The 26972-nt window shown below is 52.3% G+C and carries 19 protein-coding genes; 10 read left to right on the forward strand and 9 right to left on the reverse strand.

The annotated features are described in order from the left end of the window. Positions 1–661 precede the first annotated feature (661 nt). Positions 662–1960: a DUF1552 domain-containing protein gene (locus P8N76_16710; protein ID MDG2383313.1), complete on the reverse strand. Its 1299-nt coding sequence runs from the start codon at positions 1958–1960 to the stop codon at positions 662–664. Positions 1961–1967: 7 nt separating this feature from the next. After that, positions 1968–4712 carry a DUF1592 domain-containing protein gene (locus P8N76_16715; GenBank protein ID MDG2383314.1) on the reverse strand — a complete coding sequence of 915 codons (2745 nt, stop codon included), beginning with the start codon at positions 4710–4712 and terminating at the stop codon, positions 1968–1970. Positions 4713–5067: 355 nt separating this feature from the next. On the opposite strand from P8N76_16715, the gene P8N76_16720 reads away from it, so the two are divergent. Both P8N76_16720 and P8N76_16725 read left to right on the forward strand, forming a co-directional pair. After that, a complete protein-coding gene (locus P8N76_16720; protein MDG2383315.1) occupies positions 5068–6174 on the forward strand; it encodes a Gfo/Idh/MocA family oxidoreductase in 1107 nt (368 codons plus the stop codon). A gap of 91 nt (positions 6175–6265) precedes the next feature. After that, entirely contained in the window at positions 6266–8203 is a 1938-nt protein-coding gene (locus P8N76_16725) for a hypothetical protein (GenBank protein ID MDG2383316.1), read from the forward strand. Positions 8204–8220: 17 nt separating this feature from the next. On the opposite strand, the gene P8N76_16730 is transcribed toward P8N76_16725, so the two are convergent. The 4 genes from P8N76_16730 to P8N76_16745 form a co-directional block, all read right to left on the reverse strand. Then, the gene (locus P8N76_16730) at positions 8221–9267 is read right to left on the reverse strand and encodes a WD40 repeat domain-containing protein (protein MDG2383317.1); all 1047 of its coding nucleotides are present in this window, start codon (positions 9265–9267) and stop codon (positions 8221–8223) included. Next, positions 9264–10547: a DUF1501 domain-containing protein gene (locus P8N76_16735; protein ID MDG2383318.1), complete on the reverse strand. Its 1284-nt coding sequence runs from the start codon at positions 10545–10547 to the stop codon at positions 9264–9266. Before P8N76_16735 ends, P8N76_16730 begins: the two co-directional genes overlap by 4 nt. A 96-nt stretch (positions 10548–10643) precedes the next feature. Next, complete coding sequence (locus tag P8N76_16740; protein MDG2383319.1) at positions 10644–13502, reverse strand: DUF1553 domain-containing protein; 2859 nt, start codon at positions 13500–13502, stop codon at positions 10644–10646. A gap of 442 nt (positions 13503–13944) precedes the next feature. Next, on the reverse strand, positions 13945–14532 hold the full coding sequence (locus tag P8N76_16745; GenBank protein ID MDG2383320.1) for a glutathione peroxidase: 588 nt from the start codon (positions 14530–14532) through the stop codon (positions 13945–13947). A gap of 245 nt (positions 14533–14777) precedes the next feature. Here P8N76_16745 and P8N76_16750 point away from each other — a divergent pair, with 245 nt between their 5' ends. Continuing rightward, a complete protein-coding gene (locus P8N76_16750) occupies positions 14778–16202 on the forward strand; it encodes a Gfo/Idh/MocA family oxidoreductase (GenBank protein MDG2383321.1) in 1425 nt (474 codons plus the stop codon). Between the two features lie 99 nt (positions 16203–16301). On the opposite strand, the gene P8N76_16755 is transcribed toward P8N76_16750, so the two are convergent. Together P8N76_16755 and P8N76_16760 are read right to left on the reverse strand one after the other, a co-directional pair. Next, a complete protein-coding gene (locus P8N76_16755) occupies positions 16302–16856 on the reverse strand; it encodes a DUF2878 domain-containing protein (GenBank protein MDG2383322.1) in 555 nt (184 codons plus the stop codon). Positions 16857–16951: 95 nt separating this feature from the next. Then, positions 16952–17473, reverse strand: coding sequence for a heme-binding protein (locus P8N76_16760; GenBank protein ID MDG2383323.1), 522 nt, complete (start codon positions 17471–17473; stop codon positions 16952–16954). A 490-nt stretch (positions 17474–17963) separates the two neighbouring features. Here P8N76_16760 and P8N76_16765 point away from each other — a divergent pair, with 490 nt between their 5' ends. From P8N76_16765 to P8N76_16775, 3 genes are all read left to right on the forward strand, one after another. Then, on the forward strand, positions 17964–19454 hold the full coding sequence (locus P8N76_16765; protein MDG2383324.1) for a deoxyribodipyrimidine photo-lyase/cryptochrome family protein: 1491 nt from the start codon (positions 17964–17966) through the stop codon (positions 19452–19454). A 109-nt stretch (positions 19455–19563) separates the two neighbouring features. Continuing rightward, the gene (locus tag P8N76_16770) at positions 19564–19770 is read left to right on the forward strand and encodes a hypothetical protein (protein MDG2383325.1); all 207 of its coding nucleotides are present in this window, start codon (positions 19564–19566) and stop codon (positions 19768–19770) included. Between the two features lie 11 nt (positions 19771–19781). Further along, positions 19782–20132, forward strand: a complete 351-nt coding sequence (locus tag P8N76_16775; protein MDG2383326.1) for a hypothetical protein — start codon at positions 19782–19784, stop codon at positions 20130–20132. A gap of 562 nt (positions 20133–20694) precedes the next feature. Here the strand turns inward: P8N76_16775 and P8N76_16780 are convergent. Next, positions 20695–21105, reverse strand: a complete 411-nt coding sequence (locus P8N76_16780; GenBank protein MDG2383327.1) for a hypothetical protein — start codon at positions 21103–21105, stop codon at positions 20695–20697. Between the two features lie 139 nt (positions 21106–21244). Here P8N76_16780 and P8N76_16785 point away from each other — a divergent pair, with 139 nt between their 5' ends. From P8N76_16785 to P8N76_16800, 4 genes are all read left to right on the forward strand, one after another. Further along, the gene (locus P8N76_16785) at positions 21245–21511 is read left to right on the forward strand and encodes a TIGR03643 family protein (GenBank protein ID MDG2383328.1); all 267 of its coding nucleotides are present in this window, start codon (positions 21245–21247) and stop codon (positions 21509–21511) included. A gap of 293 nt (positions 21512–21804) precedes the next feature. After that, positions 21805–24204, forward strand: a complete 2400-nt coding sequence (locus P8N76_16790; protein MDG2383329.1) for a DUF1592 domain-containing protein — start codon at positions 21805–21807, stop codon at positions 24202–24204. Then, a complete protein-coding gene (locus tag P8N76_16795; protein MDG2383330.1) occupies positions 24201–25544 on the forward strand; it encodes a DUF1552 domain-containing protein in 1344 nt (447 codons plus the stop codon). Before P8N76_16790 ends, P8N76_16795 begins: the two co-directional genes overlap by 4 nt. Before the next feature lie 302 nt (positions 25545–25846). Next, positions 25847–26959, forward strand: coding sequence for a sulfatase-like hydrolase/transferase (locus P8N76_16800; GenBank protein ID MDG2383331.1), 1113 nt, complete (start codon positions 25847–25849; stop codon positions 26957–26959). The last annotated feature ends 13 nt before the right edge of the window (positions 26960–26972 follow it).

The following is a 26972-nucleotide window of genomic DNA, read 5'->3' on the forward strand; positions in this document are numbered from 1 at the left end:
ACCGGCCCCTGAGAGTGCTGGAAACGCTCTCAGCTCAGGTCGATCACAGCCCAAACGGCGCGTCATGGACGGAGCCAACCCGAGGGTCATCGATCGACTTACGCTCAATCCAGAAATCACATCTCGTACCGCTTGTCTGTTGGCACCGAGACGTTTGAAAGCTGCTAGATAGCGCGCGAAGGATCGCTGCGGCTACAGAATTGCAGCTTGGGATTCCATTGCCAAACTCCTTCTCCTGTCCTTTCGATCTAACGGGATGGTTCGTACCCTTGCCCCCCATTCCAACTGCTGCAAGCGGGCTAGGATGCGTGAAACGTCGTCGCAAACAAATGCCCATCCCAACCAGCACGCTATTTTTTCCGGCTTCGTCTTAACGAAAGAGAGAGCGGCAGTTCCCCTGACGGGGAAAACAACCGCGCATGCGCGTTTTTTTCCCGTTAAAAGGCAACGAAGCAAGACACCTGTCGATCACGAGTCGAGGATCCCACCTCGACCAGGCGGCCCCCTGCCGCGGGACAAGCCGTCTTGAGTATTTTAAGGTCGCGTCAAACAAGACCAAACAACGGGTCTGAGGCATCGAGCAGCCACTGCTCGGCCCGATCATGTCTACTCGACGAGTCCCCGATGAAACTCTCTGCGAAGCGATTCAGGCCAGCGGGCGTTACAATTGAATCACATCGTTAAGTGCACCCGTACTATCGCCAATTGCCGCCGTTTGAACGCCCATTAAGCGCAACATGGAGAGCCACAGGTTAGCAATCGGCGTACCCTCCGCATAACGGACATGCTGACCCGTCTTGATCCTTCCGCCGGCTTCGCCCGCGATCACCGTCGGCAAGTTCGAACAAACGTGCAATTCTCCACTACTAAGACCTGACCCCATCATAAATAACATATTATCGAGTAAGGTTCCCTCTCCATCAGGAGTCGCATCCATCTTCTGGACAAGTTGAACAAATTGCTCCACGTGGAATCGATCGAGTTTTTCCAGTTGCTTGCGCACCGATTCATTCCCTTGACCGTGTGTCCAGGAGTGGTGTTGAATCGGCTTCTCAAACCAGCCTTCGACTTTCAAGGGTGAACTCCAACGCTCCGGTGCTGTCATCAATGAGGCAACGCGAGTCAAATCCGTCTGGAGCGCCAGAATCATCAAGTCTCCCATGACTTGTATAAACTCATCACGATGCATGGCCTGCCAAGGTTTCACAGGCGCCGATAAATTCAATCGGTTGATTTCAGCCTGCCGACGACGCACTCGTGTGATTTGCTGTTCCACAGTACGAATCGAATTGGTGTACTCATCAAGTTTCCGCTGATCAGTTCTCCCTAGCGTTCCTTTCAGCGATCGAGCATCCTCCAGGACCAGATCCAACACGCTGCCGCCGCGTCCCTGATCTTGCACGCGGAAAAGTCGATCGAAGACCTCTTTCGGATCACGCAACGACCTCGCCACATGCCCATGCCCATACCATGAGATGTTATCAAAATAGATTGATTCGCGATTATCCTCATAAGGATTGCAACTCAATTCCAACGACCGAAACGCCGTTTCCTTTCCTGCGACATCGGCGATCAGTTGATCCACAGTCCGTTTGAGCGGATATCCGGCTGGCGAAAGTTCATCGGGCGCTGCACTACTAAGCCAACAGGTGCTGGCCTGAGCATGCCCATCCGTTCCAGCAACCTTGATTCGATCAAGGTTACTCAAGACCAGTGTCTTGTCACGGATCGGACTCAGCGGCTCCAATGTTGGTGTGAGCGTGAAATCCGCGCCTTGATCGACCGGATTCCAAGCGTTCTGAACGACACCATTGGGGATATAGAAAAACGCCACGCGGCGAGGGCGTGTTGGCCCGGCGGCTCGGCTGGTACTCAACTGGAGACTTTCCAGCCAAGGCAAAGCAATCGCGGCGCCCGCGCCTCGCAACACGACTCGTCGACTCACCGTTTTGCTTTTCATACTCAACTCACTGGTCGTCTGGGAGAGAATGTTCTGCCTGCTTGGATTCGCCTTCACGGCCTCGCAATCGAAATGATGCGCTATGCACGACGGAACGGACCACAACACTGAACTGTCCATCGGCTTGCCGCACCCGTTCCACAATCTCATTCACGGCCTTCGCATCCGAGATCTGGAGTTCTCGCCCCAGCGAATAGGACAACAGATGCTCACTAAAAGCTCGCATAAACCATTCGGGGTGATCAAGAATTGCGTTTTTTAGTCCGACGGCATCTTGAAAACTTGTTTGCCCAAACAATTTCCCACTGGCATCGATCGCCAATCCGGAGGCATAATTCTCCCGCCAGCGACCCACAGCGTCATAGTTTTCCAGGGCAAAGCCCAAAGGATCGATTTTCGCGTGACACGAGGCGCATGATTGATTTACCTGGTGTTCAACCAACCGTTGTCGTAGCGTGAGCCCCTTTGCCTCGATTAACTCATCATCAGCTTCGATCGGCGGAACCGAATCGGGAGGTGGAGGAGGCGGTTGATTGAAAACCACCGTCGCCACCCAAGCCCCTCGCACAATGGGACTGGTCCGCAGGGGAGCCGACGTCATCGTCAATGTGGCAGCCGAAGTTATCACACCGCCTTCTCTTCGGTCATCAAGCTGCCGCCGATGGTAGGTCTGTGAATTCGTATTGAAGCGATTACGATTTTCTCGCGATCCAAACGGAACCGCATCGTCATACCACGACTGCAACTCGTCCGAACGATAGGCATACTTGCTATCCACGAGCAGCATAATGGAACGATCTTCCACCATGATGCTCTCAAAGAGCAACAACGGTTCAATCATCGTTTGCAAACCGAACTTCCACTGCTCACATCCAATCCGCGAATAATACTGCGGAAAGCGATCAAAATCGGGCACCGCCGTCACCAATTGATCCAAACGCAGCCACTGTCGGGCAAAGTTCTGTGACAACGCCTGACAACGAGGATCCGCCAACATGCGAGTGATTTGCGCATCGAGCACCTGTCGGTCCAGCAACGAACCGTCACGTGCGGATTCGAGCAAATTCTCGTCAGGAATGCTGCTCCAGAGGAAAAACGAAAGTCGTGTGGCAAGCTCATACGGACCCAACAGCTGTTGATCCTCGCCAGCACCTGCGGATTCAACCAGATAAATAAATCGAGGGGAGGCGAGTACGACAGACAAGACATCCTTCATGCTATGCCCGAACGATCCCGTATCACGCAGTCGATCACAAAACATCTGGTGGTATCGCTCCACCGTCGCCTCGTCGACTCGCGAACGAAACGCTCGCTCTAACAGTCGCGCAATCCGTTTCCGTCCAAGTTCCCGCATTGCCTGTTGGGATGCGCCCGTTTGCTCAGCAAATATTTCTTTCGTCACGCGACTATAGGTGTCAAATTCTGGACTATGTAAAACTGCGTTTCCCAATTTGAGGAAGCTTTCCACGAGAATCGGAGACACACTCAGTTCGCTCCCAACGTTATTAAAACCACCCTCAGCCTGTAGATCGATGGCAAACGGCGAGACTCCTGTGAGAATTTGCCGTTCAACCTGATTCTTCCCAAGCGTCCGATTTCCCACTCGGACTCTTCTGGGAAATCGACCGGTCGCGGGCAAAAAGTATGGTTGGTCCGCTCGAATCGTCTTCTCCGGCAGCGGATAGATATCGCCCTTTAAATCAAACAAATCACGAACCGCATTATTGTATTCAAAGCGATTGAGCCTGCGCATTACAACTTGAGTTGAAGGCGGGTTATTGATCAGATAGTCGTCTACAATCGATTGAAATGTGGCCACCAGTTGTCCGCGTTGTTGCAACGACAGCTGCTCATGATCTTCCGGGGGCATCTGATGTCGGACAAGCACATCGCGAATACGACGAACCGATTCAACGTTTAATAGCCATTCATCGCGAGTTGACCACTTCGCTAAATTGATCTCACCTTCCGCTTCATTTCCGTCATGACACTCCCAACAATAACGTTCCATCAGCGACCTCATTGCCGGCATCTTTAATGGCGTGGTTCTGCGAACAGAAGTTTCCGGCATTAGCTCGCCCGACGTCTCCGGATTCTCGTCTACGTCAGATCGATCAACTCGGGACAGCTTCAGATAGTCCAATCCCAGCAAGAAATGGGTTTTACGATATTGCTTCGCTCGTGGGTTATGTCCCGCAAGCTTGAGCTCAAGTGTTTGACGGCCTAACTTAAGCTGTTCGACGCGAAACGTTGCTAAAGGGGCAAGATCAACTTGTTCGGAAAACAAGTCAATCGTCGTTCCCAGTTTCTTGCCGTTCAGGAACAGTTCAATTTTCCCGTAATCAACGGCTCTCGTGAATTGAAGTGACAGATCGTAATCACCAGCAATCTCGACGTCGAAATTGGTTCGCAGCGTCGCACCAAGCGGACCATCCCATAACAGATGCGCCCCACTGCTCCATTGAGGCCCATAATTCTGCATATCTTGCAGACGGGCTCGCTCGGATTCAATCCCTAGATCCAGCTCACCTTCCAGGCGATCAAGTTCGTCCGTCTGAATAACTCGGCCCCGTACGGCGTAAAATCTCTGACGTGCCTCACCGTTGACCTCGTCTTTTTGTTCCCCCGCCGAACTCTGCGCGAACGCAGGCACGCCCAGGGCGACAAAGAGTAACAAGGTACAAACAGGTCGAACCATGGCAGGAACGCTTGGGGTTAGGAGTGAATTATCCATTATAGGGTATTTCAGCATGCAGTTAAAACACGTTTTCCCATTGCTTCTACCTACATCGGTTGGCTTTCTGATGATTTCCGTCGTGGCACAAAATCTTTGATAGGACGCCGACCCGTTTGACTGTGCGATTATCCTTGGCGGGCCAGAAGGAGCCACGTGCGGTTGCTCGCCGACTCCGTTGTACACAAGTGAAGAGCCTTCCACGCCGCATCCGCTACGATCGTTTTGGAGAATCGTATGGCTTGGCCTTAACGGCAGCAAGGTCTACGGCCTGGATCGAGTTCGAAAATCTGTGATCTTAACCCGCCAGCAGCTACAATGCTCGCGGTCTATGTTGCCCGCCCCACGGTTTTTAATTACTGGATTTTTGATCATGCCAAATCGTCGCCAATTCCTGTCGTCTGCAGCTGCCGTCGCCGCGGCCTCATCCCTCGCGCCACACGTATCCGGCAGTGAAAAGCCCAGACGAAAATTGGGATACGCATTGGTGGGTCTCGGCCGACTCAGCACCAACCAACTCGCGCCGGCCTTACAAAAAACTCGCGACAGCGAACTAGTAGGAGTCGTGACAGGGTCACCGGAAAAGGCGGCTCAGTGGCAAAAGAAATACGGAATTAGTGAAAAGAACAGCTACAATTACCGGAATTTCGACCAGGTCGCAGACAACCCAGAAATCGATGTAATTTACGTCGTGCTCCCGAACTCAATGCATCAAGAGTATACGATTCGGGCTGCCCGCGCAGGAAAGCATGTCCTGTGCGAAAAACCGATGTCGGTCAGCGCAGAAGAAGGTCGCACGATGATTCGCGCCTGCCGTGAGTCCGACGTTAAATTGGCCGTCGGATATCGTTGCCAATTCGATCCGCACCACATCGCATGCATGCAAACCGCGCGAGATCAACAACACGGCACCCTTCGACACATCGATGCCGGTTTCGGTTTTCGCTTCGGAGATTACCCCTGGGGAGATCTTAGACGATGGCGATTGGAACGGGAATTAGCGGGTGGTGGTGCTTTAATGGATGTTGGCATTTACGCGCTGCAAGCCTGCAGATACTTAACCGGCCAAGAACCCAACTCTGTAATGGCAAGAGAAACAAAAACCGATCCAATTAAGTTTTCGGAAGTGGATGAAACCATTTTATGGAGCATGGAGTTTCCCAACGGGGTAACCGCAAATTGCTCCACCACCTACGGTTTTGGCGGAATAAATCATGCCACGGCCTACGCAGACCGAGGCAAATTTGGCCTTTCCCCCGCATTTGGTTACGGTGGAATCCGAGGGTTTTCCGGCAACCAACCGCTCAACAAACCAACAGTTGACCAATTCGCAGTTGAGATCGATGACTTTTCGCACGTGATCCAAACCGATGGTAGCTCCAAGGTCTCCGGTGAAGAAGGACTACGGGACCTAGTTGTTATCGAGGCGATCTACCAATCCGTACGAACAGGGAAACGCATCAAAGTATCGCAAGCCTGATCATGTTTTCGTCCGCCGCAGCCAAAATCAAACCAGACAAGGCTCTTACAAGCTACAATAGAGGAGAAATCTACCCGATAACGGAGCCAACATGTCGCGATCCTTCTTTCGAGCCCCCCTCCTGGCCGTCGTTACCGCTTGGCTAACCATCCACACGGGTCACCCGGTACTGGGGCAAGCTCGGTCAATGCGACCAATGCGGCTCTCGATCGACGCACGAGACCTGCCACGGAAGCTATTGCACGCGAAGCTACAAATTCCGTTGACCGATGACGACCAACAAAACGGACGAGTAGCGCTTTGGTACCCAAAATGGGTTCCCGGCTCTCACGGACCAGGCGGCCCCATCGCTAATCTTGCCGGCATTTCCTTTGAAACCGCTTCCGGTAAGAGTTTATCCTGGAAGCGAACTCCCGGTGAAGTTTATCGGTTTGAGGTCGATGTGCCCGCGGGCGTGGATGTGCTCCACAGTTCCTTGCACTACATTGCAGACCAACCCACAACAACCTCATTTGGACACGATTGTTTTGGCGGCAGTCAGCTTGGTGTCATTAATCCGAGTTCAGTACTACTCTGCCTTGAAGCGGCTGACATTGATCGCCAAGAGATCATCACCGATGTGGTGCTTCCGCCAACCTGGAGTATCGCGACAGCCTTGCCAAACACGGAAACATCAGAGGGCGATTCCAACGATCATTCCTTCGGTCCCGTCTCATTGCGAACCTTGGTTGATAGTCCGATCATGTTTGGAAAGCACTATCGCGCCTACAATTTAGTTGACGCTCAACACAAGGACACGATCCCGCCGCATATCCTTCACGTATTTGGTGACGAGTCTTCGCATACTGACTTGGATGCAGAAATTGTCGCAAGGCTCGGCTCGATGGTAACGCAGACAGCCTTTCTGATCGGCTCTCACCCATACGACCAGTTTGATATCCTCCTCGGTGTCAGCGACGAATTGCCCGCGAACGGACTCGAGCACGCCCGTTCCACCTTCAACGTGCTTCCTCCCAAAGGACTGCAGTCGATCGAGGAGCTGAAGGGATGGAATCGATTACTCATTCCGCACGAATACCTGCATGCTTGGTGCGGTAAATACCGTCGCCCCGCGGGCATGCTCACGAACAACTTCCACACTGCCAAGGACACCGAACTGCTTTGGGTTTATGAGGGTTTAACCCAGTACTTAGGAGAACTCATCGAAGCTCGATCGGGACTCATGTCCGCTGACGAGTTTCGGCATCGACTCAACGTGGAACTGAGGAACGCAAAGCACCTACAGGGTCGACAATGGCGAACGTTGGCTGACACGGCCGCAACGTCCCACATTCTTCGTGACCGCAGCCCGAGTTGGAGCGGTTTACGACGCAGCCAAGACTATTACATGGAAGGAATGTTGCTTTGGCTTGAAATTGACGCACGAATCAGACAGGCCAGCGACGGCAGCCAATCTCTGGACGATTTCTGCGCCTCCTTTCTGGGCTCCACACCTAACGACCATAATCCAAAACCTTTTTCTCGCAAGCAGATTGTGAAAGCGCTCAACACAATCGTTACTGACGATTGGGATGGACTGATTCGACGGCGGGTTGAGGCAATTCAAAATGATTACGATCCGGCAGTCGCTGAATTGCTCGGCTATAATTTTGAACTAACCGCCAGTGAACCTGAAATTCCCGCCAAAACCTTCCGTCACAGCAAGGGGGTGGATGCGTTTGATTCGCTGGGCATCCTACTGGCCCAGGATGGCACCGTAAAAAACGTGCTACTCGGCAGCACCGCCGATCAGGTCGGATTGGGCCCCGGCATGACCGTTGTTGGCATTAATGGACGGAAATGGAGCGGTGGACGGTTTGCGGAAGCGATTCGCTTGGGGCAAGATAAACGCCCGATCGAATTGATAGTGGCCAACCGAGACGAACTACGAACGATCCAAATTCATTATCATGACGGACCCCGCTACTGGAATCTAACCAGAAATGAGGAGAAGTCTGATTTACTGAAGCCAATTCTCGCGCCCAAGTAACATCGGTTGAACTGCAGTTAGGCTTTCGGTCCCATCCGAATTAGCCGCACATGGCCATCGTAGTGGACTGCCGCCAGTTCGGGTAACAGGGGATGTCGATCCAGGTCAAGGACCGGACTAGGCAGCTTGATTTTGTGAACCTCGGTTTTCTCGTCACTCCAGAAGGCGACGTACCCTTCCTGTCCACCAATTCCACCAATCAGAGTGCCATCCGGCTCAAAAATCAGCCGCCAGACAATGCCGCGGGGAATCCCGGTCGTTTCGTGGGTTCGGATTTGCTTTCCAGTTTCCCAATCAAGGATCAATACGAGCGGTTCCTGAACACCCGCAAACGGATTGGTTGCCTTATGAAGTCCTCCACAAGCGAGGTACCGTCCATCTGAATTGAGATCCATGCATCGAACTCCCCCGTAGTCAACCTGCTGCCCACCGTGATAAGTGTACAACGGCTTCGCCTCGAGAGAACGATCGAGCTTACCGGAGGCAATCTCCCATTGATGCACAACACCTTGCAGATCACCGCTCAACAACAATTCACCATCGGGATGGAAAAGCAGACTGAAAACATGCTTTTGATGCCCTTTGAGAGTTCGTAACAGTTCTCCCGTTTCGACCGACCACAATTTAACGGTCAAATCATTTCCTGCGGTGGCGACGATGCGGTCGGTGGGATCTACTGCTACCCAGCGAATCCAACCTGCATGGGCATCGATTTCTCGAATAGGCCGCAACGAATCCCCGTCACCAACTGCCACCGCGTCCCAAAAGATCAGTTTCCCATCGTATCCGGCAGAGAACATTTTAGATCCATCGGCCGAAAACCCGACACCACGAGCCCAACTCTGGTGGCCAGCAAAACTAACATGTTTGTCTTCTTTCAGATCCCAACGTTGAATGGAATGATCCATCGACGCGGCAAACACGTACCGGCCCGTGGGATCAAATCTTGCTCCCAACAAAGGCGCCGAATACTTCCACTCACGCGCGACATGCGAAGCCTTCACATCGACCTTCGCGTGCTTCGCCGCATTTGATATCGTTGATTGGTCAGCCGCATCGCTCACGCTAATAACTCCTCAATCGCCACACCGGTGGGATCTGCCATCGGAACGGCTCGGCCGCCCACATCAAATTCGCTGGTCGGATCTAAACCAATTGCCCGCAGGTAAGTGTGAAAAAGATCTGCCGGTTTCACTTCATAGTCGGCAATTTCGGTTCCATCTTTGCTCATAGCGCCGATGACTGCTCCCGGTTGGATCCCACAGCCGGCCAAGGCGATCGAAAAACCTCTCCCCCAATGATCACGTCCAAATTTCCGATTGATCTTGGGAGTACGACCGAACTCGGTGAGCACGACAACGAGCGTGCTATCGAGCATTCCTCGTTCAGCCAGATCATCGATCAATGTCGAATAAGCCTGATCAAATTCGCCCAATTGTTCGATGTGAAAGTTGAAATTCTCAGCATGGGTATCGTAATTCGAATGGGAGACCTGCACGAACGAAATCTCATTCTCCAGGAGTCGGCGTGCCAAAAGACATTGCTTTCCGAGATCAAAGTCGCCGTACTTTTCCGCCAACTTCGCAGGCTCCTTGGTCACATCAAAGATTTCTCGGTTCGCCATCAATTGCAGTGCCTGCTCATGGCTTTGGACATAGGCATCTGTTTCGGCTGTTCGGCGTCGTTGCAAAAATCGTTCATTGGCTTGTCGCCGAAAAGCCTGCCGTTGATCATCCACCGTCGCCGTCATGCCGCCGGGTAGCTTGCTATTTCGCAATCCACCTTTTGTCCCGACCGAGATACTTCCGTACTTTGGCCCGAGAAAGGCTGAATTACTACTCCGAGAGCCTGCTCCTGAGGATACGTGAATATGTCCCGGCATCGGCGAGAGGCCTTCATCCAACCCTTTGGCCACCACAGCCCCAATGTGCGGAAAATCGGCTGTGGGCGTCTTTTTATGGCCCCGTTCAATCTGATATCGACTCAATCCGTGATCGTTCTGCTCCGTATTTACCGACCGGATTAACGAAATACGATGCATTTGCTCTGCTGTCTTCGGCAACAACTCGCAAAGTTGAATTCCCGGTACGGATGTGGGGATCGCTCGAAATGGTCCTCCGTTGAGGGTACCCGGCTTGGGATCAAACGATTCAAATTGGCTCACCCCTCCTGACAGGAAGATCGAAAGTACTCGTTTCTTCTTCGCTGCAATTTTTGCCGCTGCCGCAGGCTGTACGAGGTGATTCAACCCGAACATCCCGCCCGCACCTGCAGCAACCGTCCCCATAAACCTGCGTCGCCCGGTAACATGCTCAGGAGACGAACACGCGTAACTGCATTTCATAACGTCACCCTCTCAATATCTAATCTTTCATCAGGATCCAATCCATTTTCACCGGTACAGCAGACCCCCACTTCGGACGAAGGGGCAACCAGCCAGCTAATGATTGAACCGAAACTCCAACGAAGTCAACAAACCCCAAGCAAGATCGCGAATTGCTTTATTTCGATCACCACTCCGTTGCTGCAGGTAGGCCCCCACTTCCGCGACTTCCTCCGCCGTGGGACTCCTCACCAAAACCGCTAAATAAAGTTGGCGGGCTAAATCAGCATCGTCTGAAATCGTCTCTAAAGCTGAAATGAGAGTACCTTTTGAGGCTGACAACCAGCCCTGCACACGACCGTCATTCGCAAAAAACAAAGCCTGGTCGGCCGTCGCACTGAACACATCTTGAGGTGCGCCTCCTGGAGCCGCGAACATCGACACATAGGTACTTCTTACCGTATCGATCCGTTTCCGGGTCAGACTGGCAAGTTGCTCTCGTTCTTCGTCTTGACTCAGCTTCTTATCTTTCGCATTTTCTTTTGTCTTTTCTAATTCCCCTTGCGCCTCTCGCTCAAATCGTGGCATCAACTCGAGCGCCGAAATGGTAGTGCCGGCCAGTTGTTCAGGCGACAACGGCACGAGGGCTCGCACAGCGAATCGTCGCTCCCAGGCACGACGGACACGCCCCCTTGCTTGTTCCGCCTTCTCACCGATTTGATCCATTTCGGCTCGAGCAAGCTTCAACCGACTTTCAAGATTCGCCAGATCCTGACCAATCCGCGTCTGCCGGTTTAACAGTTGTTCACGTGTTTGCGAATGTGCTTCAAGTCGCTTTAAGGCCGCGCCCACCAGTTGTGTCGATTCGGCATAGGCTTGTATTTCTTCAACCCGACGCGTTCGTAGCGATTGCTGACTAACATTCAGTGCAGCAATCGCCTCGTCAACTCCAACGTCGCTGATTGATGCGTCGACCAATGATGCTTTCGAAATCGCTTCCATCAAGTCCCTCAGCGCACTCTCTGTTTTGCCAAACGCTGCCCGTTTTTTCTCCCGAACATCCTGTAATCGTGCAATCTCAGTCTGCTGTTGAGTAACTTGCTGTTCGAGCTGGCCCAGACTCTGAGTCACGGCGACTTGTTTTTTTTCCAGCAGCGTTCGTTTCTCACTTTCAAGCTTAGAAATCTGTTGGGTCGTCTTTCGCAGCGATGCGGACAGTTCGACCCCATCTTGCTGCTGAGCCAAAATAACTCGGTATTGCTTCCGGCCATTCAGCGCTGCTAATCGCTGACGTTCCATCTCTTCAGCAACCCCCAACGCGCCTCGCGCCTCAGCCACCATATCGACGATTCCAATTCGCTTGCCATGCATTCGCCCGAGCGATTGCCTCGCTTCCACCGATTCAGTCGAAAGTTGGCTCAGCTGTTTTTCAGATTCTGAAAGCTTCTGCTGGGTCGCCTTTAGCTCCTGCTCGCTTTTCGTGACCCGTTCCTCGTACTGTTTCACAGTCTTCGTCAGTTGCGAATCTTTAGGAATGGTTGCTGTGACTTTCTTGGCAGCCACCACCGCCTGATTGAGCGAAGCCAGCTGAGCCTGATGCGTCGACAATTGGGTTTCCAGCTTCTTCGTTGCCTCGTCTGCTTCGGAGCGTTGTTTATCGAGCAACGTCAAACGTTTCGCGGTTCCATCGATCCGTTCGTCCAGTACCTCTACCCGCTGTCGAGATTTCGCTAGTCTGGCTCGATATTTACCTGCCTGCGATTGCGTTGTTTTGCCGGCAAGACTTTCAATTTCCTGATCGCATTTTTCGATCCGCCACGTCAGATCATCAAGCGACCATTCGACCTCGGTGGGATAATCAACTGCACGCTGATAGGCGTCGGTATTGGCAACTTGCCGGAGAAATCCGCGCAGATCGAAATCACTTGCAACAAATTCTCCCGCCAGCATTTCAAGTAGAGCCGGATGGGACGGAGGATTGTCACTATGGTGAAAATCGACTGGATCAACAATTCCGATCCCCATCAAATGCTTCCAAAATCGATTGACCGCATTTTTCGCGAAAAACTCGTTGGCCGGATGGGTCATCAATCGGGCAAGTTCCGCACGGCGGCTGAATTTCGGCAGCGCTGCTGCTTGCTTACTAGGGGCCACAAGATAGGCTGTTCCACCATCGAACCGAGGTTCCACGTCCAAGGTTAATCCACTCAACAAGTGGGGACGAGAACGTGCAGGATCATCATCAGGCAAGAACACTGATTTGTATTCTGATTCGCCCTCCGCCTTTTCACCCACATAGGACTTTTTGTTGTCTGCCTCATCTTCGAACAAGTAACTTCTATTAACAAATGACAGAATGCCGTAATACTCAGACTGTTCGTAGTCCACAATATTGGGATGATCATGGCATTGAGCACATTGCAGATCTCGCCCAAGAAAGATACGTCCGAGATCGCGAGTCAACGCATTCGACTCAACATCACGTTCCATCAAGAATTTCGCTGCCGCCCGCAAATCACCTCGCCCATCCGCAGTAATCACCTCCTGGACAATTCGATCGTAGGCCCATTTTTCAGAGACCGCTCGCTTCAAAAAAGCAAGCCAATCCGCTTGAGGAATTCGAGTGCCGCTCCTGCGTTCCATTAAAACGACGTCCAGAACTCGACTAAAGTATTCGTCAAACTCCTGGGACTCAAGCAACCGATCGATGATCACCGCCCGCTTGTTGGAATCCTGGTCAGCGAAATACTTTTCACATTCCGCGCGAGTTGGGCCGCGACCAATCAGGTCTAAGTAGATTCGACGTACGAATTCCGCATCCGTCGAGCGTTCCGCCAACGGACCGACATGAGCCGATACGATCGCGTTATCGATGCGCTGACTGAGGGAGGGCGGCGCGGTCTCTGCTCGCAGAAGGGCCACACTCACCAAAAAGACAAATGTGACGCAAAACGGGGCTCGTCGAATAGAAATCATCGACCAACTCAAACGCTAAAGGAGGGAATTTAGAGGCCCCTCTAACGTAACCGACTGCCTCGTACGCAGCAAGCTTTAAACCATTTCTACGGCGAAGGATAAACGCTCTCGGTTAAAAAAACGGTTCGTCGACGATATGAAAATTAGACAATCACATATACAACCGCGCCGCATCCGAAGGCCCAGGGCTCCAAGCGAGGCTTCGTTATCTTGTCTCGCGAAGCAATTTGGGCACTTTGGGCGGTCCGCCGCGGTTGATTTGGCGCGACGCGACAGGCCCAGCTTTTATCAGCGAACCTGGCTGATCAGACCGCGATTCTCCCGGAACAAAGCTGCACCGCTCTTGCTTCGTTCAGAAGGGAGGACGGAACGATCAACCTCACGACTCCCCAAGGTTGACGTACGGAGCGCAACTGGGAAACTCTTCGCCCACGAGATAACATTAACTGCCCTTCAGAGACTTCTCAATCTCAGCAATCACTTTGGGATCGTCAGGCTTCAATCCCGGCTGAAATCGGGCGACCACCTTCCCATCACGATCGATGAGAAATTTCTCAAAATTCCAACTCACCTTTCCGGCTCCCTTCGGTTTGGTGGAGACCTTCGTCAGGTGCTTGTACAGCGGACTCGCGTTTCCACCGTTAACGTCGATCTTCTCAAACATGTCAAAAGTCACGCCATAGTTCTTTTTGCAGAAGCTATCGATATCGCTGGGCGTTCCAGGCTCTTGCCGACCGAATTGATTGCACGGAAAACCTAAGACGGCAAGTCCCTGTTGACCATACTTTTCGTGAAGTGCCTGCAATTGTTCATATTGAGGAGTCAAGCCGCACTGACTAGCAACATTAACGACCAATAAGACACGTCCTTGGTACTTTTTATTCAGCTGAACTTCATCTCCCGCGAGTGACTTGACTTTGAAACCGAGTGCCGTCGGCGTCTTGCTCACGTCCGCAGCAACCACGATTTGCCCTGATGCCAAAATTCCAAATCCGAAAAAGATCAACAAGCCGCAGATACTTTTACCCATCTTTCGTCACTCCTGGTGAACGTTGCGTTGCGAAATGTCCGAGTGCGTCGAACTGATGATACCTTTTTTCTCACTCGAACGGTGGTCCCGATGTCCCACCGATCATCAAGATGACAGTTTGACTAACCTCCGAGCATGCAAAGGACCGTACTAACGCTGGAACAATTAACACCGTTACGTATTTTACCGGTAAGATGAATCAAAATCGAACCTCTGCGGCCCACCTAAATCGAAAGATTTTCATCATGAAGACCTCGTTTAATCGTCGTCGTTTCCTGCAATCGGCTGCTGCTGCTGGGATCAGCTTACCCACGATCGTACCGAATCACGTCCTCGCAGGCACGTCACCTAACGAACGATTGAGATTTGCCTGCATCGGCATGGGGGGCCAAATGAAAGGCTATTTGATGCCAGAACTTGGCAAGATCGATCAACAGATTGTCGCAATTTGCGATGTTGACAAACGACAGCGGGATGCAGCGCAACAGATCCAGGGTCTGGAAAAGGCACGAGCTTACCATGACTATCGAGAGTTATTGGACAAAGAGACGGGAGTCGACGCTGTCGTGATTGGCACTCCAGACCACTGGCACGTGCCCATTTGCCAAGCTGCCCTGGCAAACGGAAAACATGTCTATTGCGAAAAGCCTCTCGCGCATTCCATTGCCGAATGCCGACAACTGGAGAAGCTCGCTTTACAACACCCCGACCTGGCAACGCAAACGGGAAATCAAGGATGCTCAACCGAGGGATTTCGTCGCAGCTTTGAGGTAATCCGCTCAGGGCTGCTGGGTGCCATCAAGGAAGTTCACGTTTGGCACCCAGCTCATAGCTGGCCAAACGGCGTCGATCGCCCCACCACACCGGATGCCGTTCCTGCCGGTTTCGACTGGGATTTCTGGCTTGGCCCGGCGGCCAGTCGACCTTACAACAATGACATTTATCACCCCGCCAAGTGGCGAGGATGGTACGACTTTGGAGGTGGTTCCATGGCTGACTTTTGCTGCCACGGCTTCCAACTCGCCTACCGCGCATTGGAGTTGGGTGCCCCCACTCACGTGGAAGCCACGGGCGACGACATGGGACACGAAACTTTCCCCACAAAATGCAAAGTCACTTTCGACTTCCCGGCGAATGAGAACCGGGGTCCCGTCAAACTATTTTTCTACTCCGGGGATCAATATTTTCCACCGATGGAGGTCACCCAAGGTCCGGTAGGATCAACCGGCTGCCTTGTTGTCGGCACAGATGGCACACTCTCAGCTGGACTGTGGAATACCGACTGCAACGTCCGACTTAAAGGCGCGAAGGGTTTTGGAGGTGCCGATCAGCCGGAGGTCTCGCGAATAGCCAAAACCGAACCTCGCATCGACACGGAAGTTCTCAAATGGGACCCACGCCGTTTGGCGAAAGGACAGCGACCACGCTGGAGTCGCGTCAACAATTCGCACATGTTCGAATGGGCACTTGCTTGTCGCGGCGATGCGAAATCCTATTCGCCATTTGAAATCGGCGCTCAAATCACGGAAATCGGAATGCTTGGCGTTCTGGCACTACGCCTGCAAAAACCAATCGAATGGGACGCCGAAGGCCGGAAAGTCGTGGGTATGCCCGCTGCAGATAGACTGATCTCCCCGCAGCCACGAACTACCTATCTGAGCACTGCCTGATTCCAATCATTGATAAATTTCTCGATACCAAAACGCGCCGGACAATTTTGCCTGATAAGCAAAAGACCACGGTCTTTCGCCGTCAGATGCATCGTGCAGTTATGACCCAGTGCACGGCCATCGATAAGTCGCCTCGACTTTTGAGAACCTTGACAGACGATCTGAAGCATAGATCAAGGCTGGTATGGCTACCGCCCAAAGTCCGCCCAGGAAGGCAAAATGTAGCGCACGAGGCTGGTAGAATCCAATCACCCCGAGTCTCTCCCCCGCTGCAAACGCCAGCGGTGCTCCAAACCCAGCCAAGAGGCTACTCATCCAGTAGCGCCCACTTAACCAGCGCATACAATACTGGAACGTGGTCGCGAACTGCATCCAGAGGACAGTCATAAAAAAGGGCGGCATCCAACTGATCAGTGAGCCGAATGGAAACCAGACCGCGCCGGAACTGATGAGTGTTGAATCGACGATCAAACCAACAAACGCTGTGATGAGCATGAGCGTTAGTTGTGTTCGCCTATCGGTCGCTAACCAAAGATGGGCACCAATCAGCCCGAAAGCGACTAACATCCCGATTTTGCGATCACCCAAGGCGACCCCACCAATGCAAGCGAGCCAACCGATTTGATAAAGCAGATAGTTGACGATCTGGACCATCGCGACTGCAGGCTCACGCTCTTTTGAAAAACATCGCTTCAGCAACTACCTCACCCAGAGTATCACAGACTCACATGGATGCTGCCTCGATCAGTTCACTCGGACCTTTTCGTGATCGGAATTTGAACTTCGCCGTAACGCATAAAACTGGGAACGAAAGGGCTATTGAAGCCAAGATATCGGGCCACACCCGTCGTCTTCCACTCCGGTTTTTTGTCAACCCAGTCCCGCAATTTCTCCTCGTATTTGCGGAGACGCTGCTCGTTATAAGATCCTCGCACCGCAATGCTGATCACTGTCGTCGGCTCTTGGTCGGCAACAAGAACTTTCCCCTCCACTCCGGTATCGCCGATGTCCGTGCTGGCGTACAAAAACGCCATTGATTGAGATTTCTCGTCATCGAATGACATTTCCACAGGAGCGGTCATTGCGATTTTGTTGTTTTTGATGTGATTGAACAGTGTACCAAAAAGTCGATTTTGTCCCGCGGCCGAACTTTTGACGGTGGCCGATCGGTACACCGGATATTCCTTGATGACGATCTCATTCACCTTGCCAGGGGGTGGAAAGCCCTCCGGTTGCTTCGCTTCCGGAATATAGAACGGAGATCCAAACATCGCGGGCACTCCTAGACTTCCGAGGACGAGAACCAAGCTGAAAATCAATAGGCGGCGAATTTTTGACTTCCGACTTTTTCCTACCGCCGCGGTGGAAATGATTGAGGTGCCGCCTGACATCAGTTGCTCTTTCAAAAAAAGTAGTTAAACACCCAGATTAAAGACCGGCACAGGATGTGCTAGGTCGCAGATGTCCATCTTACTAAAGCTGGCAAGTCCAAAACGTCAAGTGGCCGAAACTCAATTCTTCTGTCGAAAAAGCTTGAAATCATACCCTTCTCGCTCATGCGGCTCTCCGATAGCAGCTTCCGCCCGCAAAAATTTCGGCCGTTATCCGCAGCGTCGTGTTGTCAAGCTGACCTCTGCGTCTAAAGCGAGATAGCCACTGAAGGTTTTGCGGTCCAACCGCTGATCGCCCTTCAAACCTGCCACGCCTCCAACGATTCGACCGGAGCACAGAAAATCGCAAAGGTTCGAAAGGAACTGTTCCATGAACGTCGTTTGGTTCAAGAGAGACCTTCGTCTCGACGATCATGCACCCTTAGCAAAGGCAGCCAAACTGGGTCGCTGTCTGTGTCTCTACGTCTACGAACCTGAGCTGATCAATTCGCCAGAATTCGATGCCTCTCATCTCAACTTTATCAATCAGTCGCTCACCGAGATCGATCAACAATTGAAACAAATCGGCGGAGCACTGACACTTCGCGTCGGTCGGATGCCCGACGTTTTGGATCAACTGCACCGTAAGCTTGGCATTTCAGGCCTTTGGAGCCACGAAGAGACAGGCAATAAAATCACCTACGACCGTGACCGACGTGTCGCCCGCTGGGCCGAAACGCATTCGATCCCTTGGAGACAGTTGCGGCAAAATGGAGTCGTGCGTCGTCTGGCGTCACGCGACGCCTGGTCGCGACAACGAACCTCGTTCCTCAAATCATCCACAATCTCTGCTCCAAACCTTATTGAGCTGCCGCCGAATGTTGAATCAGAGGGAATCCAAGAGCCCGGCAAGTTTCAACTCGTCCAAGTCAACAAAACCAGATTACAACTCGGCGGTGAACGGGTTGGAAAAGAGTTGCTTCAGTCATTTCTTCACGATCGCGGCGAGAATTACAACGCCGAGCTTTCAAGTCCTGTCACCGCTTGGAACAGTTGCAGTCGACTCAGTCCGTATTTGACGTGGGGGTGTCTCTCCATTCGGCAAGTCACGCAGACATTGCATCAGCGGCGAACCGCACTTCGAGAACTTCGCGCCCGCGGTGAAGACACTGGCCGTTGGTTAACGTCATTAAAAGCATTCGAGTCCCGCCTCAGCTGGCACTGCCATTTCATTCAAAAGCTCGAAGACGAACCTGCCATCGAGTTCGAAAACATGAGTCGTGCCTACGATGGAATCCGTGAAGATTCGTTCAATCAAGATTATTTTGACGCATGGTGTGCGGGCCGCACCGGCTACCCTCTCGTCGACGCATGCATGCGAGCCCTCCACCAGCGAAGCTGGATTAATTTCCGTATGCGAGCCATGCTCGTTTCCTTTGCGTCCTACCATCTTTGGTTGCACTGGAGGCCAACCGCCGTTTATTTGGCGAAACACTTTCTCGATTTTGAACCTGGGATTCATTTCTCGCAAATACAGATGCAATCGGGCACAACCGGGATAAACACGGTGCGCATTTATTCCCCTATCAAGCAAGTAATCGATCAGGATCCGACAGGAGTTTTCATTCGTGAGTACGTGCCGGAGTTACGGGATGTACCAGACAAACACATCGCAGAACCACATAAGATGACCCTCTCGACTCAGTCGCGAGTTGGATGCCTCCTCGGCAAACAGTACCCGTATCCCATCGTGACACACACGACCGCTTTCAGAGCTGCTCGGGAAAAGATTTACGCAGTCAAACGTGAACCGGAAGCACAAGACGACGCACGACGTGTTTTTCAACGGCATGGCAGCAGAAAACGGCCTTCCCGACGGTAGTCCAGCGGGATCGCATTTTTTTCAGCATTGCCAATCAGATTCGGCCTTCTATGCTGTTTTGGCTCGTTTTTGACCGAGCATTACACCCCTTTAAACGGAGACTTCTACAATGTCTGCAAGCCAAACTGACACCCATGATTGGACCGAACTTGCCATTGGCCTCTACGACAAGCTGACCGGTCGTGACGCTGAGATCAGTTATGCATTCGATGACTTCCAGCTACAGATCCCAAGCTCAACTTCCGACGCAGCGAAGCACGCCAACTGGAAGATGAACGGAACCTTGAGAATTTCGACTCGTAACGGTAGCGAGTGAGATACTCAGGCATGACTTTCAAAAACCTCACAATCGACGCTAATCTTGATTGCGAAATCGAAGGCAAGAAGATTCGACTACGCACCAAGGGGCACACGTTGAGTGTAGAAGTCCCCGATGTGGCGACTGCGGTCCGATTGTATCGGCTCAGTTCGCCACGGGGCTCCCACCTCAAAAAGCTCCGAAAGTTCAATCGGGCGATCGTGGGATCTGCCATGCAGGTCGAATTAGTCGTTGGTTCCAAGAAAATGTTGAGCCTTGGTAAGGACGAACAGAGTTTAATCCTTCAAATGATGCTCCTACCATTCATGGCGCCATCCGTGCTTGCCAGTCTCCTTCAGGGAGACTCGGCTAGGCGCTGAATTGGTTGTAGGTCACATCCTCCGACTTGGCCAGCGGCGTTTCGCTGCCAATTACCCGAAGGCGACCATCGGTTGCGAAGCTCAGATTTTTCATACTGCCCGCACTGCCGGACTCTACTCGCGTCAGTCAAATTCGCAACTGCGATTCGACGAGCGTGCCCGAACTGCCATTGGGTACATTACCGAAATCCTACGGTTGGCGTTGCAGCAGTTGTGGTGGAGCAAAATTCTCTTCTGCTTGGACTGCGCTGCGACGGTGGTTGGTGTATTCCATGTGGACACGTGGAATGGGACGAGTCGGTAGAAGAGGCGACTGTGAGGGAAGTCGCAGAGGAGACAGGTTTATCGATCGAGATTGACCACCTATTTTGCGTTCAGTCTAATTTCCACGATCCTGACCTTCAAACCGTGGGCGTATGGTTTCTCGCTCATCGGAAGGGTGGCGAGCTCATCGCCCAAGGAGATCTGCGGGAAGCGAAATTTTTTTGTTTTTCTGATCTACCTCAACTTAAGTTTCCAACAGATCGAAACGTCATCAAACAGCTTGAAGCAAGGATCAACGTTAGTTCAGACTGGAAATGATTGCACCCCAGACGGCCAATCCCAATATGACTGAGAAAACAGTCAAAAATAGGCGTTGCCATTGGGTCAATGGCTTCCGTTGCAACGTAATCAATCCCTCGCTCCAGACTTTCGCCTTTTCGAGCTGCTCCGACTCGGACTCCGTTAGCCAAACACGTCGCCGGTTCCGCTGGTCATCTCGAATAACTCCGAAAAGAGTTCTCCACCGCTCCGATTCATCCAAGACCCGAACGGAAAATCTGTAAATCTGAACCCAACCGGGCCGTTCAATTGCATGCAGTTCCAAATAATCAAATTTCGCCGAACTGCCAATGAAGCCTTCGGTGTCCAAGAACTTCCGAACGTCTATTTCGGAAGACTTGTTTCGAATCAGCTTTCGAATCCAACTCATGATCGTTCTAACACTCCGCTTGGCCTTCTTACCATGTTTAACTTTAATTGACCCACTCTCGCTCCTACAGACGAACCGCAAGCACGCAGACCTTGTCACCGTTCCTTAAACTTTCATCAACTGCATCGCGATTCGACCGATGAAACCATCACGCAAGTGTCGCCTGCTTACCCGGGAAGATATCGACCGGGTTATCCAGATGGCTTGGGAGGACCGCACACCATTCGATGCCATCAAGGGGCAGTTTGGCCTCTCGCCAGGTGAGGTGATCAAACTGATGCGTTCCCAACTAAAGCGTTCATCATTTAAGCTCTGGCGTGCTCGGACTTCCGGCCGGAAAACAAAACATGCTACAAGGCACGGACACAGTGCCACTCGCTTTCGTTGTCCCAATCAAAAAGGCTAGGCCTGTTGGATATCCTGTGGACAGCGATTCACCGATCTTGACGCCATTACCATTGCTTTGCCTGAACATTTGCGACCACAGGCCCCCTCCTTTGCCACCGTTTGGCCCAGCAATCACCTGGGTCTCACAAACGCAGAGATTCGAATCGCTATATTCGTTTCCCATGGCCACCTGTAAAATGCAATGGCCAAAAACAAATGACTCCTGTGAGGGCGTGGGCATTTCGGTAGAATAAGGGGCACATCAGGTCTATCTTCCGGATTCAATCACCCACTGCCGAAGAGGATCGTCGATTGCCATCCCTCCGTTTTTCACGCCGTTGGCCCTATCGCTGTGCGTTGCTTGCTGTAATCGCGGCTTGCTACCCAGCCGACGTATTGCAAGCTTCTCCCGGAGAGCTCATCTACCATCAAAGGTGTGCGAGTTGTCACGGGATGGATGGTCAGGGCGTAGAGGATCGCTACGAAAAACCTTTGCTTGGAGAAGAATCGGTCACCAGCTTAGCTCGCATTATCGAGCAGACAATGCCAGAGGAAAAACCAGAACTTTGTATTGGGCCCGAATCAAAGCAGGTGGCCGAATACGTATACCACGAGTTCTACTCACGGGCCGCCCGCGAACGAAAAGGGCTGACTCCAGCAGCACGGCTCGAGCTGACGCGTCTAACGGTTTCCCAATATCGCAATGTTGTTGCTGATCTGATTGGACATTTCACTCCGAGTCCAGATCATGGCGATTCGTCATCTGAACCCGGCTTGTCGGGCGAATATTATCAGTCAAGAGGCATGAGCAAAGCGCATAAGCGAAAACTAAGTCGCGTCGACCCAAAGATTCAATTCGACTTTGGAGAAGGTAGTCCTGCGGAAGATATCACCGCGGATCAATTCGCAATTGTTTGGCAAGGTTCACTTTTGGCAAAAGACACAGGCAACTACGATTTTCGCATCACAACGCCCAATGGATCACGCCTGTATATCAACACCGAATTCCAGGAACGGCGGCGCCGTCTACGAGACGACAGTTCTGTCGCCGGGAAAGCCGCTCTCATTGACGCCTGGGTGAGCTCGGGCACAAAACAAACCCATAAGGCCCGTATTTTTTTGCTCGGCGGTCGCCACTATCCAATCCGACTCGAGTTCTTCAAGTACAAGGAAGAAGTTTCATCAGTTTCTCTCGAATGGAAAGCTCCGCGCGACGTTTGGCGAGTGCTTGACCATCACGCCCTGACATCTGCCCAAACACCGCGCAATTATGTGGTGGAAACCGACTTTTCTGCGGACGACCAAAGCCAAGGTTACGAACGAGGGAATTCAATTTCGCCCCAATGGCATCGGTCGACGAGCAATGCGTCGATCGCTGCAGCCGCCGAAGTCATTTATCGCCTTCCCATCTTGTCTGGCGTGAAAGACAACACACCGGATCGCGAGGATGCCCTTCTGAATTTCGTCAGACGTTTCGCTTACGTCGCCTTTCGGCGCCCGCTCACCGAGGACGAAAATCAACGGTTTGCCAATCTTTTTGCTGCCGCGTCAAACGACGTCGAACTGGCAGTCCGTCGATCGATCCTGTTCATTCTGAACTCGCCACATTTCCTTTATACTGATCTCACCCCGGCAAACGCTTCGACCCATCAACATACCATTGCCGGTCGTCTCTCATTTGCGTTGTGGGATTCGATTCCGGACGCCACATTGCTGGCGGCCGCTGATCAGGGAAAGTTGCAGACGGCAGACCAATTGCGTGACCAGGCTGCGAGAATGCTTGCTGACTCTCGAGCCAAAGCAAAGCTTCGGCATTTTTTCGAACACTGGCTTGAATTAGAAGAACGCGATTTGGCAAAAGACAAGGAGCTGTTTCCAGACTTTGACGAACTTGTGATTCGAGACCTTCGCCACTCCCTTTCAACATTCCTCGAAGAAATTGTCTGGAGTGACTCCTCAGACTACCGCGATCTACTTCGAGCGGACTATTTGCTGCTTAACGAAAAACTCCGAATCTTATACAGCCCCGTATCCCCAGACACTCCACCGCCAGCCACCGCAGCCACGAGCGGCGACCAGTTTGAGCGAGTGACATTTCCTTCAGGCCGAAGGGCGGGCGTGCTAACGCATCCCTACCTGCTGAGTGCCCTGGCTTATCACAACAACACATCACCTATCCATCGAGGCGTGTTCCTTACGCGAAACATCGTGGGGCGTCCACTCAAACCGCCACCCGAGGCAGTGGCATTCAAGGACGACGAGTTTGATGCAGAGCTGACAATGCGAGAAAAGGTCACACAACTGACAGAAGACACCGCTTGCATGTCATGTCATTCCGTCATCAATCCATTGGGATTTGCTCTCGAAAATTACGACGCTGTTGGCCGATGGAGAACACTGGACAACAACAAACCGGTCTCGACACAGAGTCTTTACGTGACGGCGACAGGTGAAACATTAGTCGTGCAAAATGCCGCCGATATCGCAACTTATGCAATCGAGAATGAGAATGCTCACCGAGCATTTATAATCCAGGTTTTCCGCCACATCCTAAAACAGGAACCCGCCGCATTCGGTCCGGAAACAATTTCAAAATTGCGTTTGGCGTTTGTAAGCGATGACTTTAATATACAAAAGCTTGTCGCTCGTATCGCCGTGCTGTCGGCCAGCCACGGTTTGCCATTAGCTTCGGAGGCCCCCTCATCATCATGAATTCCATCAGCCAAAACCACCGCCGCGATTTCCTCCGACAGCTCGGCGTCAGCACAGCAGCTCTTCCTTTTCTCTCAGGACTCCCCAGCCTTTTCGCCGCCGATAACCAACAACGTCTTCCCGCAAAACGATTGGTGATCATGTTTTCGCCAAACGGAACCCTGCCGGACGACTTTTGGCCTCATGAATTCGGAGCCGAACGTCCACTGCAATTGAAGCCCATGTTGGAAGCACTCGCGCCCTACCAAGATCAGACATTGGTCCTGAAAGGCGTCAACAATCGAATTCGCGGCGACGGCGACAATCACATGCGTGGGATGTCCTGCCTATTGACCGCGGCCGAACTTAATCCCGGCAATATCCAAGGCGGATCTAATAATCCGGCTGGTTGGGCGAGCGGTATCTCCATCGATCAAGAGGTAAGCAACCATTTCCAGTCACAACCGGAAACACGGACCCGTTTCGGCTCCCTCGAATTTGGAGTCGCGGTCCCCAACCGAGCCGATCCGTGGACGAGAATGAGCTACGCGGGCAGCGATCAACCCATCGCGCCAATCAACAACCCAAGCCAGATGTTCCAAAAGCTCTACGGCAGCAGCCAAGAGCTGAAGACGGTGGCCAGCGTGCTGGACCTGGTGCGTGACGATCTACGGCGCACCCAAAATCGCTTGGCATCCGAGGACCGCACGCTGCTCGAACAACATTTACAACACGTAAGCCAATTAGAACGCGACATCGACGCTGCTCAAGACCAACGTGAGCTTATCCATCCAGAGCCGGAAATCAATCCGGAAATTGAGGTCGTGAATGACAACACCCCTGAAATCAGCCGAATGCAAATTGACTTGCTAGTCAACGCGTTAGCCAATGACATGACCCGAGTCGCCACCCTTCAATTTATGCGTTCCGTTGGCCAGGCAAGAATGCGATGGCTGGACGTTTCTGAAGGACACCATTCGTTGTCGCACGAACCGGACGGTAATCAGGATGCCCAACAAAAACTGAAACGAATCAATCATTGGTTCGCCACCGAGCTGGCCTACTTGGCCGGAAAACTCGCAGCGATTCCCGAGCCAGGGCGTCCCAACGAAACGATGTTGGAGAACACACAAATCGTCTGGGTCAACGAACTTGGCAAGGGAAACTCACATACGCTTTCCAACATCCCCTTCCTACTAATCGGCGGGGGCGCAGGATTCAAAACCAATCGAGCGATCGATTGTGGGAAAAGCGCCCACAACCAACTGTGGCTCTCTTTAGCACACGGACTCGGCCACCAACAACTGACGACCTTTGGTGATGAGCGTCATTGTGCCGATGGTCCTCTCAAGCTCTCCTGACGGCTTCGATCAAAGTCAATGCGGCGAGCGAGAGTGGGGCGGAAAATAAACCTCGCACCCAACGGGCCAAAGAACCCAACCTCGCTGCCTCAACCGTTTATCCAAGGCGCGACGACTCGCCTTGAGATGACTCATCACACGCCTCTTTCCCTTGATCGTTGTTCACGAAGCCGACTCGTCGTTACCATTTGATACGCAAAACGCTGGGAACAGAGATGACTTCGACATTAGAATAACGCAAGACACCGAAGCCCCCTTTTGTTCACTTTGAACGCACCGTCCTGCAAACAAGCGAAACCCGCATGATTCTCCGGCAAACCCGATTTGCGAGACAAGCATCACTGTGTTGCTTATTTTTCGCGATAACAATCGGCACGGTGATTGGGGGAAAGACGAATCACCCCAATATCGTAATTCTGCTCTCGGATGATCTGGGCTATCAAGACATCGGCTGCTACGGCGGACCGGTCAGCACTCCGGCACTCGATGAATTGGCGACAACCGGAATTCGTTTTACCGATTTCTATTCTGGCGCCGCTGTCTGCTCACCTTCACGTGCAACCTTGCTGACAGGTCGCCAGCACATTCGAGCTGGGATATACAGTTGGGTTCATGACCACCGACAATCGTCTCATTTGCTTAGCCGTGAGGTGACCCTGGCAGAACGGTTGAAAAAAAATGGTTATGCGACGGCACATTTTGGAAAATGGCATCTCGGCATGCCGACTTCGCAATTCGCAAAACCAACACCCGATCAACACGGTTTCGATGATTGGTTTGCAACAGCCAACAATGCAAATCCAAGTCATCACAATCCAACGAACTACGTACGCAACGGCCAACGCATCGGTCGAATCAACGGTTATTCAAGCCAAATTGTCGTTGACGAGGCGATCCGCTGGTTGAAAATACCCCACCTACCTAACCAACCGTTTTTCTTAAATATTTGGTTTCACGAACCGCATGCCCCGCTTGCGGCACCCGAAGAGATCGTCACCAAGTACGGCGACACCAAGGACCCTGCCGCAATTTATTCAGCCACCATCGAAAACATGGATCGAGCGATCGGTCGACTCCTCAAGCAGCTGAAACGTCTGGATGAAGAAAACAACACGCTAATTATTTACTCTTCCGATAACGGCAGCTACCGTGCTGACCGGGTCGGCAATTTACGCGGCACCAAGGGGTCGAATTACGAAGGTGGAATTCGCGTACCGGGAATCATATCTTGGCCCGGCACCCTCCCTGCCGGACAGCTTGAGGAAACACCGGCCGGGTTAGTCGACATTCTGCCCACCGTCTGCGGGCTACTAGGCATCGCCACACCGCAAGGGGTTCATTTGGATGGAACGGATCTTAGCCCTTTACTGAAAGACAACTCCCACAACCTCATTCGGAATCAACCACTTTGCTAGATTTTGCCGGGGT

The sequence above is a fragment of the Pirellulaceae bacterium genome (assembly GCA_029243025.1).
In the GTDB taxonomy this organism is placed as follows: Bacteria; Planctomycetota; Planctomycetia; order Pirellulales; family Pirellulaceae.

Excerpts from the sequence above, each read along its gene's own strand:
- P8N76_16715 (MDG2383314.1), bottom strand. The coding sequence starts at position 4,712 with ATGCTGAAATACCCTATAATGGATAATTCACTCCTAACCCCAAGCGTT.
- P8N76_16725 (MDG2383316.1), top strand. The coding sequence starts at position 6,266 with ATGTCGCGATCCTTCTTTCGAGCCCCCCTCCTGGCCGTCGTTACCGCT.
- P8N76_16710 (MDG2383313.1), bottom strand. The coding sequence starts at position 1,960 with ATGAAAAGCAAAACGGTGAGTCGACGAGTCGTGTTGCGAGGCGCGGGC.
- P8N76_16760 (MDG2383323.1), bottom strand. The coding sequence starts at position 17,473 with ATGTTTGGATCTCCGTTCTATATTCCGGAAGCGAAGCAACCGGAGGGC.
- P8N76_16800 (MDG2383331.1), top strand. The coding sequence starts at position 25,847 with ATGATTCTCCGGCAAACCCGATTTGCGAGACAAGCATCACTGTGTTGC.
- P8N76_16740 (MDG2383319.1), bottom strand. The coding sequence starts at position 13,502 with ATGATTTCTATTCGACGAGCCCCGTTTTGCGTCACATTTGTCTTTTTG.
- P8N76_16720 (MDG2383315.1), top strand. The coding sequence starts at position 5,068 with ATGCCAAATCGTCGCCAATTCCTGTCGTCTGCAGCTGCCGTCGCCGCG.
- P8N76_16755 (MDG2383322.1), bottom strand. The coding sequence starts at position 16,856 with ATGGTCCAGATCGTCAACTATCTGCTTTATCAAATCGGTTGGCTCGCT.
- P8N76_16765 (MDG2383324.1), top strand. The coding sequence starts at position 17,964 with ATGAACGTCGTTTGGTTCAAGAGAGACCTTCGTCTCGACGATCATGCA.
- P8N76_16795 (MDG2383330.1), top strand. The coding sequence starts at position 24,201 with ATGAATTCCATCAGCCAAAACCACCGCCGCGATTTCCTCCGACAGCTC.
- P8N76_16785 (MDG2383328.1), top strand. The coding sequence starts at position 21,245 with ATGAAACCATCACGCAAGTGTCGCCTGCTTACCCGGGAAGATATCGAC.
- P8N76_16750 (MDG2383321.1), top strand. The coding sequence starts at position 14,778 with ATGAAGACCTCGTTTAATCGTCGTCGTTTCCTGCAATCGGCTGCTGCT.
- P8N76_16770 (MDG2383325.1), top strand. The coding sequence starts at position 19,564 with ATGTCTGCAAGCCAAACTGACACCCATGATTGGACCGAACTTGCCATT.
- P8N76_16745 (MDG2383320.1), bottom strand. The coding sequence starts at position 14,532 with ATGGGTAAAAGTATCTGCGGCTTGTTGATCTTTTTCGGATTTGGAATT.
- P8N76_16735 (MDG2383318.1), bottom strand. The coding sequence starts at position 10,547 with ATGAAATGCAGTTACGCGTGTTCGTCTCCTGAGCATGTTACCGGGCGA.
- P8N76_16780 (MDG2383327.1), bottom strand. The coding sequence starts at position 21,105 with ATGAGTTGGATTCGAAAGCTGATTCGAAACAAGTCTTCCGAAATAGAC.
- P8N76_16775 (MDG2383326.1), top strand. The coding sequence starts at position 19,782 with ATGACTTTCAAAAACCTCACAATCGACGCTAATCTTGATTGCGAAATC.